This window comes from Azonexus sp. MM2026_4 (genome assembly GCF_055901855.1).
The window spans coordinates 1,866,708-1,883,793 of sequence record NZ_CM148380.1 but is presented as its reverse complement, the minus strand read 5'-3'; the positions used below and the strand labels follow the sequence as shown (position 1 = coordinate 1,883,793).

Sequence of the window (17,086 nt, the reverse complement as noted above, 5' to 3'; positions counted from 1 at the left end):
AATGCCAATAAAAATGACAACGGTGCGCGAAGTCGCACCCGGTGAACAGCGCGTCGCTCTCGTCCCCGAGACGGCAAAGAAGTTTCTCGCCCTGGGCGTGAAGCTGTGCATGGAACAGAGCTCGGGGATCGCCAGCCACCTGCTCGACAGCGACTACCCGGAAGTCGAGTGCGTGCCGGGCGTGGCGCAGGCCTACGCCAACGCCGACGTGATCCTGCGGGTGACGCCGCCGTCGCTCGACGAGATTGCGGCGATGCCGGAAGGCGCGGTGCTGATCGGGCTGCTGAAGCCGTATGAGTCGAAGGAACGGCTGGCGGCACTGAACGCCCGCAAGATCACCGCCTTCTCGCTCGAACTGCTGCCGCGCATCTCGCGCGCCCAGAGCATGGACGCGCTGTCCAGCCAGGGCGCCTGTTCCGGCTACCAGTGCGGGTTGATCGCCGCCGCCCGGTGCACCAAGTTCTTCCCGATGCTGACCACCGCCGCCGGTACCATCCGCCCGGCGCGCGTGCTCGTCATCGGCGCCGGGGTGGCAGGTTTGCAAGCCATCGCCACCTGCAAGCGCCTCGGTGCCATGGTCGAAGCCTACGACGTGCGCGCCGCGGCGCGCGAGCAGATCGAATCGCTCGGCGCCAAGTTCGTCGATACCGGCGTTTCCGCCGACGGCGCCGGCGGTTACGCCCGCGAGCTGACCGCCGAGGAAAAGGCGGCGCAGGCCGAGAAGCTGGCCAAGGCGGTCGCCGCCGCCGACGTCGTGATCACGACGGCGGCGATTCCCGGCAAGAAGGCGCCGGTGATCGTCACCAAGGAGATGGTCGGGCGCATGAAGTACGGCGCCATCATCGTCGACATGGCCGCCGAATCCGGCGGCAACTGCGAGCTGACGCAGCCGGGCGAACACGTCATCGCCAACGACGTGAACATCCACGGCCCGCTCAACCTGCCGTCGCGCATGCCGACGCACGCCTCCGAGCTGTACGCCAAGAACATCTACAACTTCCTCTCGCCGTGGATCAAGGACGGCGCCCTGAACATCGACTGGAGCGACGAGGTCGTCGCCGGCACCGTGCTGTGCCGCGACGGCGCCACCGTCCATGCCACGGTCAAGCAAATCCTGGGAGACGCCTGATGGACGGTCTGCTCGCGTTGTACATCTTCATGCTCGCCGCCTTCACCGGCTACGAGATCATCGCCAAGGTGCCGGTGATCCTGCACACGCCGCTGATGTCGGGGTCCAACTTCGTCCACGGCGTGGTCGTCGTCGGCGCGATGATCGCGCTCGGCCACGCCGAGACGCCGCTCGAACAGGCCATCGGCTTCTTCGCCGTGGCCCTGGGCGCCGCCAATGCGGCCGGCGGTTACGTGGTTACCGAACGCATGCTCGGCATGTTCAAGAAGAAGGAGGGCTGAGTCATGCCGATCACCGTTCAAGGCGCCTGGTTCGCCGGCGCCCTGCTGTTCATCTTCGGTTTGAAGGGCATGAGCTCGCCGGCCAGCGCCCGCAAGGGCATCGTCATCGCCGGTTACGGCATGCTGATCGCCATCGCCGGCACCTTCCTCATCCCCGGCCTGCACAACCTCGGCCTGATCGCCCTGGCCCTGGCGCTCGGCGGCGGCGCCGCCTGGATTTCCGGGCAGAAGGTCAAGATGACCGACATGCCGCAGATGGTCGCCATCTACAACGGCATGGGTGGCGGCGCGGCGGCGGCGATTGCCGCCATCGAGTTCGCCCGCGGCGACGCCCAGGGCCTGGTGACGACGACGCTCGCCGTGCTCGGCGCGCTGATCGGCGCCGTCTCCTTCACCGGCTCCTGCGTCGCCTGGGCCAAGCTGCAGGGCGTGCTCAAGAAGGCTTACCGGCTGCCGGCGCAGAACGCGGTCAATGTCACGCTGGCGGCGGTCGCCATCGGCCTCGGCCTGACCATGATCGCCCTGGCGCCGGCGCCGGCGCAGCCGCAGTTGATCATCGGCTTCTTCGTCGTCGCGCTGCTGCTCGGCCTGATCGTCACCCTGCCGATCGGCGGCGCCGACATGCCGGTGGTGATCTCGCTGTTCAACGCCTTCACCGGCCTGGCGGTCGGCTTCGAGGGCTACGTGCTCGGCAACCCGGCGCTGATCATCGCCGGCATCGTCGTCGGCGCTGCCGGCACGCTGCTCACGCAGTTGATGGCCAAGGCGATGAACCGACCGCTGTCCAACATCCTGTTCACGCCGATGGTCGCTTCCGGCCCGGGCGAGGCGATCAGCGGTTCGATGAAGGAATTGTCCGGTCTGGATGCGGCGGCGATGATGCGCTACGCCAGCAAGGTGATCATCGTTCCCGGCTACGGCATGGCGGTGGCGCATGCCCAGCACAAGGTCTGGGAAATGACCGAGATCCTGGAGGAAGCCGGGGTCGAGGTGAAGTTCGCGATCCACCCGGTGGCCGGGCGCATGCCGGGGCACATGAACGTGCTGCTGGCGGAAGCCGGCGTGCCTTACGACAAGATCTTCGACCTCGAGGAAATCAACGGCGAGTTCGGCCAGGCCGACGTGGCGCTGGTGATCGGCGCCAACGACGTGGTCAATCCGAGCGCGCGTACCGACAAGACCAGCCCGATCTACGGCATGCCGATCCTCGACGCCGACAAGGCGCAGAACGTCATCGTCATCAAGCGCGGCAAGGGTACGGGTTATTCCGGTGTTGAAAACGCGCTCTTCTACACCGACAATTGCCGCATGCTCTACGGCGACGCCCAGCCGATGGCCGGCGAAATCATCCAGCACCTGAAAACCATGGGGTGATCCGCGTTGCTTCGAACATCTTCATAACTTCCGAGAACAGCCCATGTATCGCCTACTTGCCCTGCTTTTCCTGTTTCCGGTCACGGCGTTCGCCGCTGGCGACCTGCCGACCGTGGGCGGGATTCCCGTCGATTTCATCCTCTTTGCCCTGACCCTGCTCGGCGTTGCGCTCTTCCACAATGCCACGCTCTACGTCGCGCTGACCGGCCTGGTGACGATCAGCCTGTACAAGATGGTGTTCACCGGTTTCAAGACCGGCGTCGGTCTGGCCGGTTTCGTCGGCCATCTCGGCCATGAATGGGTCACCGTCGCCAACCTGTTCTGCCTGCTCACCGGCTTCGCGCTGCTCGCCCGGCATTTCGAGAAGAGCCACGTGCCGGTGGTCCTGCCGAAGTTCCTGCCGGCCGACTGGCGGGGCGGTTTCGTGATGCTGGTGATGGTGTTCGTGATCTCCAGCTTCCTCGACAACATCGCCGCTGCGCTGATCGGCGGCGCCATGGCGCACCAGTTGTTCCGCGGCAAGGTGCATATCGGCTACCTGGCGGCGATCGTCGCCGCGTCGAACGCCGGCGGTTCCGGTTCGGTGGTCGGCGACACGACGACGACGATGATGTGGATCGACGGCGTCAGCCCGATCATCGTCCTGGACGCCTACGCTGCGGCCGTCGTCGCCCTGCTCATCGTCGGTTACTTCGGTGCCAAGCAGCAACACGCCTATTCGCCGATCATCAAGGGCGGCCATGCCCATACCCACATCGACTGGGGGCGTCTGTTCATCGTCGCCCTGATGCTGGTCTTTGCCGTTGCCACCAACGTCACGATCAACGTCAACGCGCCGGAGATGGCCAACCATTTCCCCTTCATCGGCGTTGCCGTCTGGGTGGCGATCATCCTGACCATCCCGGTGCGCCGCCACGACTGGGAACTGCTGCCGGAAACGGTGAAGGGGACGGTCTTCCTGCTCTCGCTGGTGCTCTGCGCCTCGATGATGCCGGTCGAGCAACTGCCGCCGGCCTCGTGGCAGTCGGCCTTCGTTCTCGGCTTCGTGTCGGCGGTCTTCGACAACATCCCGCTGACCGCGCTGGCCTTGCGCCAGGGCGGCTTCGACTGGGGCTTCCTGGCCTACGCCGTCGGTTTCGGCGGTTCGATGCTGTGGTTCGGCTCGTCGGCCGGGGTGGCGCTCTCCAACATGTACCCGGAAGCCAAGTCGGCCGGTCGCTGGCTGAAGTACGGCTGGCACGTCGCCGTCGCCTATGTTGCCGGCTTCATGGTCATGCTTGTCCTTCTCGGCTGGCATCCGGATGCCGGCCACAAGCCGGCACCCGCCACGCCGGCGGCGGTCGAAGCGCCGGTGGCGCCCGCTCACTGAGCGCCGCAGCCAATCACCAAAGGCGGCCCTGGCCGCCTTTTTCGTTTCTGTTTGACAAAAGTCATAGCCGGCCAGACGGCCGGTGCTAGATTGTCCCGTTGGAGCATCAAATAAAAAAACCGGCGCGCCAGACGTGCCAACAGGGGAACGCATGCACACAAGAAAAGCCCTCCCGGCGCTGACGCTGGGGGCGATCGGTGTCGTCTTCGGCGATATCGGGACCAGTCCGCTCTATGCGCTGAAGGAAATCTTCAACGGCCACCACCCGATTCCGGTGACGCCGGAAAACATCCTCGGCATCCTGTCAATGATCTTCTGGTCGATCATGCTGCTGGTGGCGTTCAAGTACGTGCTGCTGATCATGCGCGCCGACAACCGCGGCGAGGGCGGTTCGCTCGCCCTGCTGGCACTGGTCACCGAGCGCGCCCGGAATCCGCGCCTGGCCTGGGTGATCACCTTGCTCGGCATCTTCGCGGCGGCGCTATTCTACGGCGACAGCATGATCACGCCGGCGATCTCGGTGCTGTCGGCGGTCGAGGGGATCGAACTGGTGACGCCGACGCTCAAGCCCTACGTGATCCCGGTCACGCTGCTGATCCTGACCGCGCTGTTCTTCATCCAGAAACGGGGCACCGGCACCGTCGGGCTCTACTTCGGTCCGGTCATGGCCTGCTGGTTCGCCGTTCTCGGCGCCCTCGGCATCCTGCACATCGTCAATCACCCGGGCGTGCTGGCCGCGCTCAATCCGGCCTACGCGCTGAGTTTCATCCACGAACATCCGAAGCTCGCCTTCCTCGCGCTCGGTTCGGTGGTGCTGGCGGTGACCGGCGGCGAGGCGCTGTATACCGACATGGGGCACTTCGGGCGCTTTCCGATCCGCCTGGCCTGGTTTGCTTTCGTGATGCCGGCGCTGGTGCTCAATTATTTCGGCCAGGGGGCGCTGCTGCTGGCCGAACCGGCGGCGATCCAGAATCCCTTCTTCCACCTGGCGCCGGACTGGGCGCTGATCCCGATGCTCGGCCTGGCCACGCTGGCGACGGTGATCGCTTCGCAGGCGGTGATTTCCGGCGCCTTCTCGGTGGCCCGCCAGTCGGTGCAGATGGGCCTGCTGCCCCGGATGCAGATCGTCCACACCTCGGGCATGGAAGAGGGGCAGATCTACGTTCCCTTCACCAACTGGAGCCTCTACCTGGCGGTGGTGGCGTTGGTCATCGGCTTCAAGTCCTCGTCCAACCTGGCCGCCGCCTACGGCATCGCGGTCACCGGGACGATGCTGATCGACACCATCCTGGTCGCCTTCGTGATGCTCCTGATGTGGCGCTGGCACTGGGCGGCGGTGGCCATCGTCGGCCTGTTCTTCCTCGGCATCGATCTCGCCTTCTTTGCCGCCAACGCGATCAAGATTCCCGACGGCGGCTGGTTCCCAATCGCCATGGGCATCGTCTCCTTTACCGTGCTGACGACCTGGCGGCGCGGACGGCAACTGGTGGCGCAGGAAATGGCCAAGCAGAGCATTCCGATGGAAGACTTCATCGAGGCCATCGACGATGTGCACCGGGTCCAGGGGACGGCTGTCTTCCTGACCAGCTCCAAGGTCGGCGTGCCGGCGGCGCTGCTGCACAACCTCAAGCACAACCAGATCCTCCACGAGCGGGTGGTGCTGACCACGGTGCAGACGGCGGATACGCCCTACGTCAACGATTTCGAGCGGATCTACCTGCACCGCATGGGCAAGGGCTTCATGCGCGTGGTGATCCGCTACGGCTTCATGGAAAGTCCCGACGTGCCCGGCGCGCTCGACCAGTGCAAGCGCCTGGGCGAGCGTTTCGACCTGATGGAAACGACCTTTTACCTGTCCCGCGAGACCATCGTGCCGGCGCTGACCCAGCGCTTCACGCCGCTGCGTGCGCGCCTGTTCGCGCTGATGTCGAAGAACGCCACCAGCGCCAGCGATTTCTTCCACATTCCGACCAACCGGGTCGTCGAACTGGGGACACAACTGGTGATCTGATAGCGCCGGCGCGCTGCGCCGTTCCGACGCCAAGGCCAGCCGCCCGTCATGGGCGGCTTGTCGTTTTTGCGACAGAAATCCGCCTGGCATGCACCTTCGTTGTGCATAAAAATTATCGTAAGCGATTGATTGATTTAAATATTTTGCGGCCTATAATGCGCGGCTTTTTTCCTCGGAGAAGACCGTGTCCGCAATCCCGTCCCCGGCTACCGCCCTCGGTGCCAACCATGGCTATCGCTTTGCCGGCGACAGCGTTCATCTCAACGCCGAAGTGACGCTCGCCGCCAGCGATCTGCAGGACGGCAGCCACTGGTCGCTGCAGTTGTGGGCGAGCGGCGCCGGCTTTGCCGACCGCGCGCCGGCCGGCGTCAAGGTCGCCGAATTTCCGCTGCAGCCGCTGCCCGGCTGTTTCAATGTCGATGCCTGCGTCGCCGCCCTGCCGCCGGCCGGGCCAGACGCCTTCACCATGGCGCTGATGCTGGTTGCCGGCGATGCCGACGGCAGCGTCGAGGTGCGCGACCTGGCGATCTATCCGGCGCCGCAGTCTTTCGCCCAGCCGACGCTGGAAGGCGCCGTTGCCTGCCGGGTCGCCGACGGCACCGCCGAAATTTCCGTCGACCGCATCGCCAATCCGCGCTCCGCCGACAACCTCAGCGGCACCCTGGCCCTCGAGGTGTGGGCGCTGACGACGCCCTACGCCGGCGGCGCCTGGACCGGCACCCCGGTGGCCAGCCTGATCCTCGGCCGGCTGGCCGGTGGCGAGGCATGGACCGATTGCCGCTACACGGTGCCGGCAGTCGGCGCCAGCGACGCGGCGCTGACCGTGATGCTGCGCGAGTGGACGGCGGCCGGCTACCTGACGCGCGATTACCGCAATCTGCCGGTCGTAGCTGTCGCGGCATCCGCTGCCGCTGCTGCGACCACCGCTGACAGCGCTGCCATCGCCACCGCTGCCGCTGTCCCGTCGCTGGCGCCGGCACCGGCCGCGTCGCCGGCCAAGCCGGTGGCGAAGAAGGCCGCGGCGAAAGCGCCGGCTGCCGCGGTGCAGCCGGCCACGCTCTCGGTCAATGCGGCGAGCGTCGATGAACTGGCCGCGCTCAAGGGGCTCAGCCGCGCGGTCGCGGCCGCCATCGTCGCCGGTCGTCCTTACGCCAGCGTCGCCGACCTGCTGCGGGTCAAGGGGCTCGGTCCCAAGCTGCTGGAAAAGCTCGGCGCCAGCCTGCGCGTCTGAACGGGACGGGCTTGTCGTAAAGGCGACAAGCCCGTTTTTCTAGGTTTTTACGAAAAATCAGTGACTTGGCTGGTGGCACCCATCTTGCTGAGTAGTCTGCGGACTACCGGAGATGCGCATGAAAACCAGCGAAATCCAGGCCCTGCTCGACGAGCCCGCCTGCAGCCACAACCACAAGGAAAAGTCGGGCTGTGCCAAGCCCAAGCCCGGCGCCACGGCTGGCGGTTGCGCCTTCGACGGCGCCCAGATCGCGTTGCTGCCGATTGCCGACGTCGCCCACATCGTGCACGGGCCGATCGCCTGCGCCGGTTCCTCGTGGGACAACCGTGGCGCGCGCTCCTCGGGCGTCACCCTGTACAAGATCGGCATGACCACCGACCTGTCGGAAACCGACGTCGTCATGGGGCGCAGCGAGAAACGCCTGTTCCATGCGATCAAGCAGGCCGTCGACAGCTATGCGCCGGCCGCCGTCTTCATCTACAACACCTGCGTCACCGCACTGATCGGCGACGACATCGAGGCGGTCTGCAAGGCCGCCGCCGAGCGCTGGGGCGTGCCGGTGGTGCCGGTCGATGCGGCCGGTTTCTACGGTACCAAGAACCTCGGCAACCGGCTGGCCGGCGAGGCGATGTTCAAGCACGTCATCGGCACGCGCGAACCGGAACCGGCGAAGCCGCGCCCGGACGGCCTGCCGACCTATGACATCAACCTGATCGGCGAATACAACATCGCCGGCGAGTTCTGGCACGTCGCGCCGCTGTTCGACGAACTCGGCTACCGCATCCTGTGCACGCTGTCCGGCGACGCCCGCTTCCACGAAGTGCAGACCATGCATCGGGCGAAGGTGAACATGGTCGTCTGCGCCAAGGCGCTGCTCAACGTGGCGCGCAAGATGCAGGAAAACTACGGCCAGCCGTATTTCGAAGGCAGCTTCTACGGCGTCCAGGACGTCTCCAATGCGTTGCGCGATTTCGCCCGGCTGATCGGCGATCCCGAGCTGATCGCCCGTACCGAGGCGGTGATCGCCCGCGAGGAAGCCAAGGCGCACGCCGCCCTCGAACCCTGGCGCGCCCGCCTCAAGGACAAGCGCGTTCTGCTCTACACCGGCGGCGTCAAGTCGTGGTCGATCGTCTCGGCGCTGCAGGATCTCGGCATGAAGGTGGTCGCCACCGGTACCAAGAAATCGACCGAAGAGGACAAGGCGCGCATCCGCGAACTGATGGGCGAGGACACCAAGATGATCGACGACGGCAGCCCCAAGGCGCTGTTGTCGACCTATCACGAGTATCAGGCCGACATCCTGATCGCCGGCGGCCGCAACCTGTACACCGCACTGAAGGCGCGCATTCCCTTCCTCGACATCAACCAGGAACGCGAATTCGGCTATGCCGGCTACGCCGGCATGAGCGAACTCGCCCGCCAACTGGCGCTGTCGATGGAAAGCCCGGTGTGGGCCGCGGTCAGGAAACCGGCGCCGTGGGCGAAGGCGGTTTCGGGGACGGCGCTGGCGGCCTGAAGCGGCAGCGGCTTTCGTCAGGAATGCCGCATGCGCCGCGCTGGTGGCGGGTTGCTGCAGCAGACGGAGGGCGCCGTGGCACCCTCCGCTTAATCTTCTGAACGGAGGAGCCGAGGGATCAGAAGCGGTAGCTGCCGCTCACGTAGAAGAAGCGCTTTGGTGGGTCTTCCAGCGAATACATCGAACCCCAGTTGTCCGGTGCCTGGCGATCGAACAGGTTGGTCACGCCAGCCGCCACCGAGAACTGCGGGTTGATGCGGTAGCCGACCTTGAGGTCGGTCGTTCCGTAATCGCTGGAGAGGTTGAGGCCGCGTATCGTGTTGTGGGCGTTGTAGTAATTGAAGTAGTAACGCCCCTGCAGGTCTGCCGTCCAGCCGCCCTGCTCGAAACGGACTCCCATGCGCGCGATGTTGCCGGGTCTGCCGGTCAGCCGGTCGCCGGTTTCGTCGTTGCGGGCATCGATATGCTCGTAGCTGGCTTTCAGCGACCAGGCCTGGCTGATCTGCCAGGCGCCGCTCAACTCGATGCCTTTGATCGTGACCTTGCCGATATTGGTGTACACCGAACGCGATAGCACGCCGAAGGGATCGGTTGGCAATCGGGGCGCCGAAATGGTCGTGATCAAGTTCTTGCTGCGCGTTTCATAGGCGGACAGGTCGAGCTTGAAATTGCTCCCCGTAAACCCGGCTGCCAGTTCAAAACTGCGGCTTTCTTCGGGTTCCAGGGTGCTGTTCCCCAGGATCAGGAAGGTGCCGCGGCGGAAGGTGGCATATTGTTCGAGCACCGAGGGGGCGCGGAAGGCTTCGCCGTAACCGGCCCGGAATCGCCAGTTGCCGGGTGCGTACTGCACCGAGAGACGCGGCGTCGTCGCGTCGCCGAATTCGTTGAAACGGTCATGCCTGACGCCCGCGAGCAGGCTCCATTCGTGATTGAAACGGATGTCTCCCTGGGCAAGCACGTAGTTGTTGGTGCGATCGCCTTCCTGGCTCGTGTTGTTGATGATGTTGAGCTTGTCGTTCTGCTGGCCGAGGCCGAGCGTCAACGTGTGTTCGCCAATCGGCAGGATGTAGCGGCCGGCATACTGGGTTTGCGTGTAGTCGGTTTTTTCGATCAGCGGGTAGGCGCGGGTCGTCTTCGCATCGCTCTTTCCCCAGGCTGCGTCCAGGACGAGGAAGCCCGAGGCGATCTCGCCGGTGTAGTTGAGACTGGCGTAGTCGCGGTTTTCGCGTTCGTAAGCGTTGAAGCGGGTGAACGGTGCGCGGGTCAGTTCCCCCGGGCTGTCGTCGTCCTGCCGGGCACGCTCCAGATTCAGGCGCAGCTTGTGTCCTGGCGCCACCTGAAGGCCGCCCTGGTAGTTGACGTAGGTTTCGTCCACGCCCTTCAGGTCGGCGGCGTAGCTGCTGCGGTCAACGCGATAGTCGTCCCGGTTGCGCTGTTCGATGCTGATCCGGTGCGTCAGCATCTCGCCGCCGTATTCGAGCCGGGCTTTCCAGAGATCGGTTTCGCGCTGGCCGCCTTCGGCCTCGCCATAGGTGGCTGACAGGGCGCCGTGCAGGCCGCTGCCGAGCCTGGGTTGGCGGGTGATGACGTTGATCACGCCGCCGGAGGCGTCCGCGCCGTAGAGGGCCGACATCGGGCCGCGCACGATTTCGATCTGTTCGACGTCCTCGGTGCCGTAGAGGTTGATGTCGCGCGAGCCGTACTTCTGCGTGCGCCGCATGCCGTCGAACAGGATCAGCGTGCCGCTGCTGGTCATCCCGCGCATGCTGACCGTGCTGTTCAGCGAGGTGCCGCGAGTATCGACGCCAACCGCCTGGTCGAGCGTGTCGAGCAGCGAGACGCCGGCGCTGGCTTCGATATCGCGACGCTTGATCACCTGGACGCTGGCCTGGACGTCCTGGACGTCCTGGGCGTAGCTGGCGGCGGTGACGACGACGGTTGGCATGACGCCGGTTTCCTCGGCGGCGAGCGGGGCACTCAGCGCCAGCGGGATCGCGGCGCAGAGCGGGTGGAGACGTGGTCTGAATGGTGAGGGGATGGTTTTCATGAGGTCAGTGCTTGCATGGGAATGAATCAATCCGCGGGGCGGTGGAAAACGATAGGGCGAGCTTCCGCTTCTGCCTGGGAAGCCCTGTTGTGCTGGCGCGACAGCCAGCCAGCGGCGACCAGGCAGGCGAGCAGGGCGGCGATCGCCAAGGTCGGTGATACCGAGGCGACCCGTCGGCAGCCGATGAGCAGCAGTACGGTGGCGGCGCCGAGGCGCAGCAGCCCGGCCAGCCACGGCTGGTCGGCGCGCAGGTGGGCACCGACGCTGGCGCAGGCCGGGATCAGCACGATCATCGGGGTCAGCAGGGCGCCGAGCCCGAATACCAGGCCGAGCAGCGCGCCCTGAGCGGCCGACGGTCCGGCCGCGGCAGTCGCCAGCAGGGTGGCCAGCGGCGCGCAGGGAATCAGCGTCAGCGCGACGCCGAGCAGGAAAGGCGGGAAATTGGCGATTTTCTGCGGTCGACCGCAAGCGGCGTGGCTTTGCCGCGCCGGCGCCGCCAGCAGCAAGGCGGTCAGGCAGGCGACGCCGCCGATGACCAGGTTGCCGAGGCCGCCGGCCAGCCATTTGACGAAGCCGGCGCCGACCAGCCCGGCCAGTCCGCCGAGCGTCGAATAAGCCAGCAGGCGGCCGCCGAGGAAGAGTCCGGTATCGATCAACCCGGCCCGCCGGCCGCCGGCCTTGCCGAAGGCCAGCGTGCCGATGAACGGCAGACAGGTCGCGGCGCAGGCGGTCAGCCCGAGCGAAACACCGAGCAGGAAGACGGTCAGCAGCGATGTCGAGGTTTCAGCCGGCATGGGTTTCCCGCTGCGGCTTGCGCACGATGCGTATCGGCTTGACCTCGCCTTCCGGCGTTTCGCCGCGGACCCGTTTCTTGTAGTACTCGCGGGCCGACGAGAAGAGCGCTAGCGGTCCGAACTTGATGCGGATGACGCCGTCGTCGGGACAGAACTCGGCACAGCGTCCGCACAGCGTGCAGTCCTCGCTGAAGGCCCGCCGGCCGTGCTCGTGGTGAATTTCCGGGATGTCCATCGGACAGGCTTTGCTACAGATGCCGCACTTGTCGCACTTGGCATGTTCGATCTTGCTCAGGCGCAGCAGCGCGCCATGGCGGGCGACGGCGTTGAGCGCCAGCATCGGGCAGATGCGGCAGAACGGCTGGCGTACCGCCAGCGCCGCGGCGATGACGAAGCCGGCGAGCAGGTTGCCGACGATGCCCAAACCGAGGCTGAAGCCGTCGCCACCGGTACGGATTGCCAGCTCCTCGGGGTTGGCGGTGAGCAAGGTGGTGACGATGCGCGACGGGCAGATGTCGCAATAGGGGTTGCCGGCCGAATGCGGCGCGTAGCCGAGGCCGGCGAGCAAGGGAACGACGAAAACCAGGCCGAGCAATAGCAGCCATTTCACCGGCCGCAGCCAGCGCAGCTTGCCGGCCGGTACCGGCGTCATCCCGAAACCGAGGCGGCGGCCAAGACGGAACAGCCATTCCTGGACCGTCCCCAGCGGGCAGACCCAGGCGCAGAACGCCTTGCCGAGCACGAAGAAGAACAGCAGGAAGGTGCTGAAAGTGACGAAAACCGGGATCAGGACCTGCACGGTGATCTGCTGAGCTTTAGCCATCACCGCGCCGACCCGGTGATCCATCTGGTGCTGCAGCGGCACCAGCGCGCAGTAGCCACCGTTTGCGTTGTCGTAGGCACAGGAGAGCGCCGGCAGCGCGGTCGATACCTTCTGCGCGGCGTAGCTGCCGACGACCAGACCGCCATAGACGCTGATAGCGAAGGTCAGCAACTGCACCAGGAGGCGCAGCCGCGACAGCGTTGGAATGCGTTGCTTGAGCCAGTCACGCATGCTTTTTCTCCTTGCGGCGCAGGAGCGGTACGGCCAGGGCCATGCCCAGCGCGAACACCCCGGCGCCGAGCGCCAGGTTGCGTTCGCGCATCCGGTCCGGGTTGTAGACGTGGTTGTAGGTGGTCAGGTGGTGCTTGCCGCCGGCATCGTGCTCGACCGAGAGAACGAAGGCCTGGCGGGCATTCATGCCCTCCTTCTCGGTCAAGCGCTCGGCCATGAAATCGCGGGGAAAGCCGATTTCGGCAACGCCGTCGGCATCGGCAATGAATAGCTGGCGGCTACCGCCCTCGGTTTCCAGGGTCAGCCGGTGGCCGGGCAAGGGCTGATTGTCGTGACGTAGCAGGAAGCGCCAGCGGCTGCCCTCGCGCGTGCCGCCGTGCTCCTGCAGGCGCAACGGAACGATCTCGAGGCCGCCGCGCGGGGCGCGCAGCATCTCGGTAGGAACCTGCGGACGGGCCGGAAAAAAATAATAGGTGGTGGCGCGGACGACTTCATGCGCGTTTTCGCGCGTTGCCATGAACCACAGGTGGCCACCAGTGCCCATCTGCGCCTTGCTTACCGTCCAGCTGCCGCGCCCCGTGTCGAGGGCGACTGCGGCCGGGGCCTCGGGGGTCTGCAGAACAACACGGTCGAACTCGCCGCCGATCGCTTCGACCCGCATCCCGGGCGCCGCGCCGCGACTCATCGTCACCTGTAGCTGGGCATGGCGGGTCCAGCTTGTCGTCGAGACGGCGGCCGGCGCCGCGTGGTGTTCGCCATGGGCCAGCGAATGAGGGCTGTTGGCACTCAGGAGGAATGCCAGAAGCGTTGGGGCGAGAGCCTGATGTGGTGACATTGCGCGCGTCGATGAATTGCAGAGCGCGCAATGGTTACACAACGTCACAAAACTGCCGGTGCGACATATTGCCGCACTAAATATATGATTAAATTATTGTTTTGATTTATATCAAGCGGCTTTCCCCGATTCGGGAGAGGCGCGGCAAGATTTGCTCAACTGGGTGCACGGCATTTCCAGGATCAGTCGGTGGAGGAGCCTGGCGCTGCCCCCGGATTCCAACTTTCGGCCTTCGCGCTATCCGCCGTCGGCCCCTGCCGGTGGCCGACGATCTGCCGGTTCCACTTGTCGTTGGAAGCGCCGAGGATTTCCTGCAGACGGAAGAAGTATTTTTCGACCTGATCGGGCGGACTTGCCTCGTCGAGTACGAAAGCCGCCTCGCGCTGCAGATCCATCAGCGTGTAATAGGTCATGCGCTCGTGTATCCACAGTTCGGAAGGTTTGCGCAGGCCCTCGACCGAGGTCAGCACCCCGGTGCCGGCGGAGACCAGCAGAATGACGACGCTGATCGCCGCGGCGGACTCCGGGAATTTCAGTGACAGTCCGGCGAGCAGGGCCGACAGCGAAGTCAGCAGGAAAACCGCGTAACGCAGCCGGCGGTACAGGCGCTTGTGCTTCTCCGATTCCGCCTTGAAGACCTTCACCTTGTCGGCGAGCTGATCGAGCAGGAACTGACGTTTGTCCATGGCGTTTCCCTCCTTCCGTGGTAGCCGGCATGACCTTGGGCAGGCGGCCTGGCGGTTTGGTTCATTCGCCGTATTAGCCCTGTTGCCGCCGCGATTCCTCGATTTCCTTGTACCGTATCAATCGCCTTTTCGCCTCCGCGAACGACGTTATCCAGTCGAGCGTAGCCGGGTCCTTGTTTTCCGGGTGTGGCGCCATGAATTTCTGATGCAAGCGCATCATCAGAACCCTGGTCGCTTCTTCTTCGGAAATGTATGACTCATCCCAGGTGGTTCTATGGCTGACGGGCGAGTGGTCGCCATTGAACTCCTCGTAACGGATGCCGATTTGCACGCCGTTTGCCGTTTGCGCCAGGAAAAGTTCCCGCTTGAGCCCCTCGTCGGTGACGACCAGGCCAGTGGGGGCAGTCTGGAAGACAGGGTAATCGCGAAGAAAGGCGGCCTCGATCATCGCTTCGCGTTTGAACCAGCGCCAGATCCGGAAGACGATCAGCGCCAGCGCGCCGATCCCGAGATAAAACAGCTTTCTATCATGGATGAAAAGCGTCACCAGAGCAGCCAGCAGGAGCAACAACGCACCGCCAAGCAGATACATCAACCAGAAGCCCGAGTCTGCCGCCCGGAGCCCGATCCACATGCTTGTCAGCAGCCAGAACAAGAGGACACCGAATAAAACGCTTTCCAGGTTCATATGTTGGCGAAAGTAGAGATGGCAGGATTCTGACTGAAAAACCTGCTTCGGGTATGGTTTTGTCATTTTCTTGGTGGCTGCTTGTTGCTTGTTGATATTCCTCTTGGGTAAGCGGCAGTCATGCGGCATGATGCGATCATTTGCCGGCGCTCGCCGGTAGCCTTCAGGACAGTCATCGCCATGAATCGCGAATTCGCTCAACCCAATCTCGATGCCATCTTTCAACAAGCGATAGCGCTCCATCAGGCCGGGCGCCTGCCCGACGCGCTGGAGGCTTACCAGCATGTCATCGGCCAGCTCCGGCAATACGTCGAGGCTTTCCTCAACGCCGGCAGCCTGCTGGAACGATTCGGCCAGTTGAACGAGGCGCTGCAGAACTACGATGCGGCGATCGCGTTGCAGCCGGCGATTCCCGACAGTCACTGCCTGCGCGGCAACCTGCTGTTCCGGCTGCACCGCTTCGACGAGGCGCTGGCCGCCTACGAGCGGGCGATTTCCCTTTGCCCCGGCTTTCCCGAGGCCTACCTCAACCGCGGTCTGTTGCTGGCGCATCTGGGGCGCGTCGACGACGCCCTGGCGAGTTATGCGCGGGCGATCGAGAGCAAGCCCGATTACCTTGGCGCCCACCTCAATCGCGGCCAGTTGCTCAAGGAGCTGCGGCGTTTCGACGAGGCGCTGGCGAGCTACGAGCGCGCCTTGCGCATCGACCCGAACGCCGCCGACGTCTACAACAACCGCGGCATCCTGCTCGGCGAACTCCGCCAGCACGAGGCGGCGCTCGCCAGCTACCGGCAGGCCATCGCGCTGCGCCCCGAGCACGCCGATGCCCATGTCAATCTGGGCGTTCTCCTCGCCGAACTCGACCGGGTCAACGAAGCCCTCGCCAGTTACGACCGGGCCCTGGCGATCCGTCCCGATTACGCGATGGCCCTGAACAACAAGGCGATCCTGCTCAAGGAAACGCAGCGCTTTGACGAGGCGCTGACCTGTATCGAGCGGGCGATCCGCCTCCAACCCGATTTTGCCGACGCCCACTACATCCGCGCCGAACTGCTGCTGCTGGCCGGGGATTACGCCCGCGGCTGGGCGCTCTTCGAGGCGCGCTGGCAGAGCCGCTACCGGGCGACGACATCGCCGCGGTCCGCAACGCCGTTGTGGACCGGCCAGCCGCTGGCGGGAAAGACGCTGCTGATCGAACCGGAAGTCGGCTTCGGCGACCAGATCATGTTCGCGCGCTACGCCCGGCTTGCCGAACAGCAGGGCGCCCGGGTCCTGCTCCAGGCGTCGGCGCCGCTGTGCGAGCTGTTCGCCGGCCTGGGCGGGGCGATCGACGTGCGGGAAGAGGGCGATGCCGCGCCGGCGGCCGATTTCCGCTGCCCGATCATGAGCCTGCCGCATGCCCTGCAGACGACGGCGGACGGCATTCCGGCGGATTTTCCCTACCTGGGCGTCCCGCCGGTGCGCCAGACCGCCTGGCGCGAGCGGCTGGGCGCGGCGCGGGCGCCGCGCATCGGGCTGGTCTGGTCGGGCGCTGCGGACCGCTACCAGGACCGCAATCCGCGCACCGCCCGCAGCTTGCCGCTGGCCGCCCTGGCCCGGCTGCTGCGTTTGCCTTTTGCTTTCCATGCCCTGCAGAAGGAGATCGCGGCGGGCGACGCCGAAACCCTGGCCGCCTTCCCGGCGCTGACCAGCCATGCCGGCGAACTGAACGATTTCGCCGATACCGCCGCCCTGATCGGTGAAATGGACCTGGTCATCGCCGTCGATACGGCGGTCGCCCACCTGGCCGGCGCGCTCGGCAAGCCGCTGTGGGTGATGCTGCCCTGGGCAACCGACTACCGCTGGCAGGCGAGCGGCGAGACGACGCCGTGGTATCCCGCCGCCAGACTGTTCCGGCAAAGCCGGGCCGGGGACTGGGAAGGCGTCGTCGAGCGGGTGGGCGAGGCGCTGGCCGCGACTTTCGCCGCGAGCGAACAGTGAGCCTGTTCCCGTCGCGGCGCCCCGCCAGGCGGCCCGCTGCGCTCCCGGAAGCGCCGGGCCGATTTGCCGCCAGCGGTGAAGCGGCGAGGGA

The 17,086-nt window shown here is 65.5% G+C and carries 14 protein-coding genes; 8 read left to right on the top strand and 6 right to left on the bottom strand.

Features of this window, described 5'->3' with window-relative positions; all coding sequences use genetic code 11:
• Nucleotide 1: 1 nt before the first annotated feature.
• The 7 genes from AC0KWY_RS08670 (at nucleotide 2) to nifE (ending at nucleotide 8,911) form a co-directional block, all read left to right on the top strand.
• The gene (locus AC0KWY_RS08670; RefSeq protein ID WP_474029240.1) at nucleotides 2-1,129 is read left to right on the top strand and encodes an NAD(P) transhydrogenase subunit alpha; all 1,128 of its coding nucleotides are present in this window, start codon (nucleotides 2-4) and stop codon (nucleotides 1,127-1,129) included.
• Nucleotides 1,129-1,410 carry an NAD(P) transhydrogenase subunit alpha part 2 gene (locus tag AC0KWY_RS08665; RefSeq protein WP_474029239.1) on the top strand — a complete coding sequence of 94 codons (282 nt, stop codon included), beginning with the start codon at nucleotides 1,129-1,131 and terminating at the stop codon, nucleotides 1,408-1,410. The genes AC0KWY_RS08670 and AC0KWY_RS08665 overlap by 1 nt, the downstream gene beginning before the upstream one ends.
• A gap of 3 nt (nucleotides 1,411-1,413) precedes the next feature.
• Complete coding sequence (locus tag AC0KWY_RS08660) at nucleotides 1,414-2,784, top strand: NAD(P)(+) transhydrogenase (Re/Si-specific) subunit beta (RefSeq protein WP_474029238.1); 1,371 nt, start codon at nucleotides 1,414-1,416, stop codon at nucleotides 2,782-2,784.
• Nucleotides 2,785-2,827: 43 nt separating this feature from the next.
• Entirely contained in the window at nucleotides 2,828-4,153 is a 1,326-nt protein-coding gene (locus AC0KWY_RS08655) for a citrate transporter (RefSeq protein ID WP_474029237.1), read from the top strand.
• Nucleotides 4,154-4,304: 151 nt separating this feature from the next.
• Entirely contained in the window at nucleotides 4,305-6,164 is a 1,860-nt protein-coding gene (locus AC0KWY_RS08650; protein WP_474029236.1) for a potassium transporter Kup, read from the top strand.
• Between the two features lie 184 nt (nucleotides 6,165-6,348).
• Nucleotides 6,349-7,395, top strand: coding sequence for a ComEA family DNA-binding protein (locus tag AC0KWY_RS08645; protein WP_474029234.1), 1,047 nt, complete (start codon nucleotides 6,349-6,351; stop codon nucleotides 7,393-7,395).
• Nucleotides 7,396-7,513: 118 nt separating this feature from the next.
• Nucleotides 7,514-8,911, top strand: a complete 1,398-nt coding sequence (gene nifE / locus AC0KWY_RS08640; protein WP_474029233.1) for a nitrogenase iron-molybdenum cofactor biosynthesis protein NifE — start codon at nucleotides 7,514-7,516, stop codon at nucleotides 8,909-8,911.
• A 118-nt stretch (nucleotides 8,912-9,029) separates the two neighbouring features.
• On the opposite strand, the gene AC0KWY_RS08635 is transcribed toward nifE, so the two are convergent.
• The 6 genes from AC0KWY_RS08635 to AC0KWY_RS08610 all read right to left on the bottom strand — a co-directional run bounded on the left by AC0KWY_RS08635 (nucleotide 9,030) and on the right by AC0KWY_RS08610 (nucleotide 15,258).
• Entirely contained in the window at nucleotides 9,030-10,958 is a 1,929-nt protein-coding gene (locus AC0KWY_RS08635; RefSeq protein WP_474029232.1) for a TonB-dependent receptor plug domain-containing protein, read from the bottom strand.
• 26 nt (nucleotides 10,959-10,984) lie between these two features.
• Nucleotides 10,985-11,752 carry an urease accessory protein UreH domain-containing protein gene (locus tag AC0KWY_RS08630; RefSeq protein WP_474029231.1) on the bottom strand — a complete coding sequence of 256 codons (768 nt, stop codon included), beginning with the start codon at nucleotides 11,750-11,752 and terminating at the stop codon, nucleotides 10,985-10,987.
• The gene (locus AC0KWY_RS08625) at nucleotides 11,742-12,806 is read right to left on the bottom strand and encodes a 4Fe-4S binding protein (RefSeq protein WP_474029230.1); all 1,065 of its coding nucleotides are present in this window, start codon (nucleotides 12,804-12,806) and stop codon (nucleotides 11,742-11,744) included. The genes AC0KWY_RS08630 and AC0KWY_RS08625 overlap by 11 nt, the downstream gene beginning before the upstream one ends.
• Complete coding sequence (locus AC0KWY_RS08620) at nucleotides 12,799-13,641, bottom strand: hypothetical protein (protein WP_474029229.1); 843 nt, start codon at nucleotides 13,639-13,641, stop codon at nucleotides 12,799-12,801. The genes AC0KWY_RS08625 and AC0KWY_RS08620 overlap by 8 nt, the downstream gene beginning before the upstream one ends.
• A 182-nt stretch (nucleotides 13,642-13,823) precedes the next feature.
• On the bottom strand, nucleotides 13,824-14,327 hold the full coding sequence (locus AC0KWY_RS08615) for a DUF4231 domain-containing protein (RefSeq protein WP_474029228.1): 504 nt from the start codon (nucleotides 14,325-14,327) through the stop codon (nucleotides 13,824-13,826).
• 73 nt (nucleotides 14,328-14,400) lie between these two features.
• Entirely contained in the window at nucleotides 14,401-15,258 is an 858-nt protein-coding gene (locus tag AC0KWY_RS08610; protein ID WP_474029227.1) for a hypothetical protein, read from the bottom strand.
• Here AC0KWY_RS08610 and AC0KWY_RS08605 point away from each other — a divergent pair.
• Nucleotides 15,196-16,995 carry a tetratricopeptide repeat protein gene (locus AC0KWY_RS08605; RefSeq protein ID WP_474029226.1) on the top strand — a complete coding sequence of 600 codons (1,800 nt, stop codon included), beginning with the start codon at nucleotides 15,196-15,198 and terminating at the stop codon, nucleotides 16,993-16,995. The genes AC0KWY_RS08610 and AC0KWY_RS08605 overlap by 63 nt on opposite strands.
• Nucleotides 16,996-17,086 lie beyond the last annotated feature (91 nt).

Excerpts from the sequence above, each read along its gene's own strand:
- AC0KWY_RS08670 (WP_474029240.1), top strand. The coding sequence starts at position 2 with ATGCCAATAAAAATGACAACGGTGCGCGAAGTCGCACCCGGTGAACAG.
- AC0KWY_RS08665 (WP_474029239.1), top strand. The coding sequence starts at position 1,129 with ATGGACGGTCTGCTCGCGTTGTACATCTTCATGCTCGCCGCCTTCACC.
- AC0KWY_RS08660 (WP_474029238.1), top strand. The coding sequence starts at position 1,414 with ATGCCGATCACCGTTCAAGGCGCCTGGTTCGCCGGCGCCCTGCTGTTC.
- AC0KWY_RS08655 (WP_474029237.1), top strand. The coding sequence starts at position 2,828 with ATGTATCGCCTACTTGCCCTGCTTTTCCTGTTTCCGGTCACGGCGTTC.
- AC0KWY_RS08650 (WP_474029236.1), top strand. The coding sequence starts at position 4,305 with ATGCACACAAGAAAAGCCCTCCCGGCGCTGACGCTGGGGGCGATCGGT.
- nifE (WP_474029233.1), top strand. The coding sequence starts at position 7,514 with ATGAAAACCAGCGAAATCCAGGCCCTGCTCGACGAGCCCGCCTGCAGC.
- AC0KWY_RS08635 (WP_474029232.1), bottom strand. The coding sequence starts at position 10,958 with ATGAAAACCATCCCCTCACCATTCAGACCACGTCTCCACCCGCTCTGC.
- AC0KWY_RS08630 (WP_474029231.1), bottom strand. The coding sequence starts at position 11,752 with ATGCCGGCTGAAACCTCGACATCGCTGCTGACCGTCTTCCTGCTCGGT.
- AC0KWY_RS08625 (WP_474029230.1), bottom strand. The coding sequence starts at position 12,806 with ATGCGTGACTGGCTCAAGCAACGCATTCCAACGCTGTCGCGGCTGCGC.
- AC0KWY_RS08620 (WP_474029229.1), bottom strand. The coding sequence starts at position 13,641 with ATGTCACCACATCAGGCTCTCGCCCCAACGCTTCTGGCATTCCTCCTG.
- AC0KWY_RS08615 (WP_474029228.1), bottom strand. The coding sequence starts at position 14,327 with ATGGACAAACGTCAGTTCCTGCTCGATCAGCTCGCCGACAAGGTGAAG.
- AC0KWY_RS08605 (WP_474029226.1), top strand. The coding sequence starts at position 15,196 with ATGAATCGCGAATTCGCTCAACCCAATCTCGATGCCATCTTTCAACAA.
- AC0KWY_RS08610 (WP_474029227.1), bottom strand. The coding sequence starts at position 15,258 with ATGGAGCGCTATCGCTTGTTGAAAGATGGCATCGAGATTGGGTTGAGC.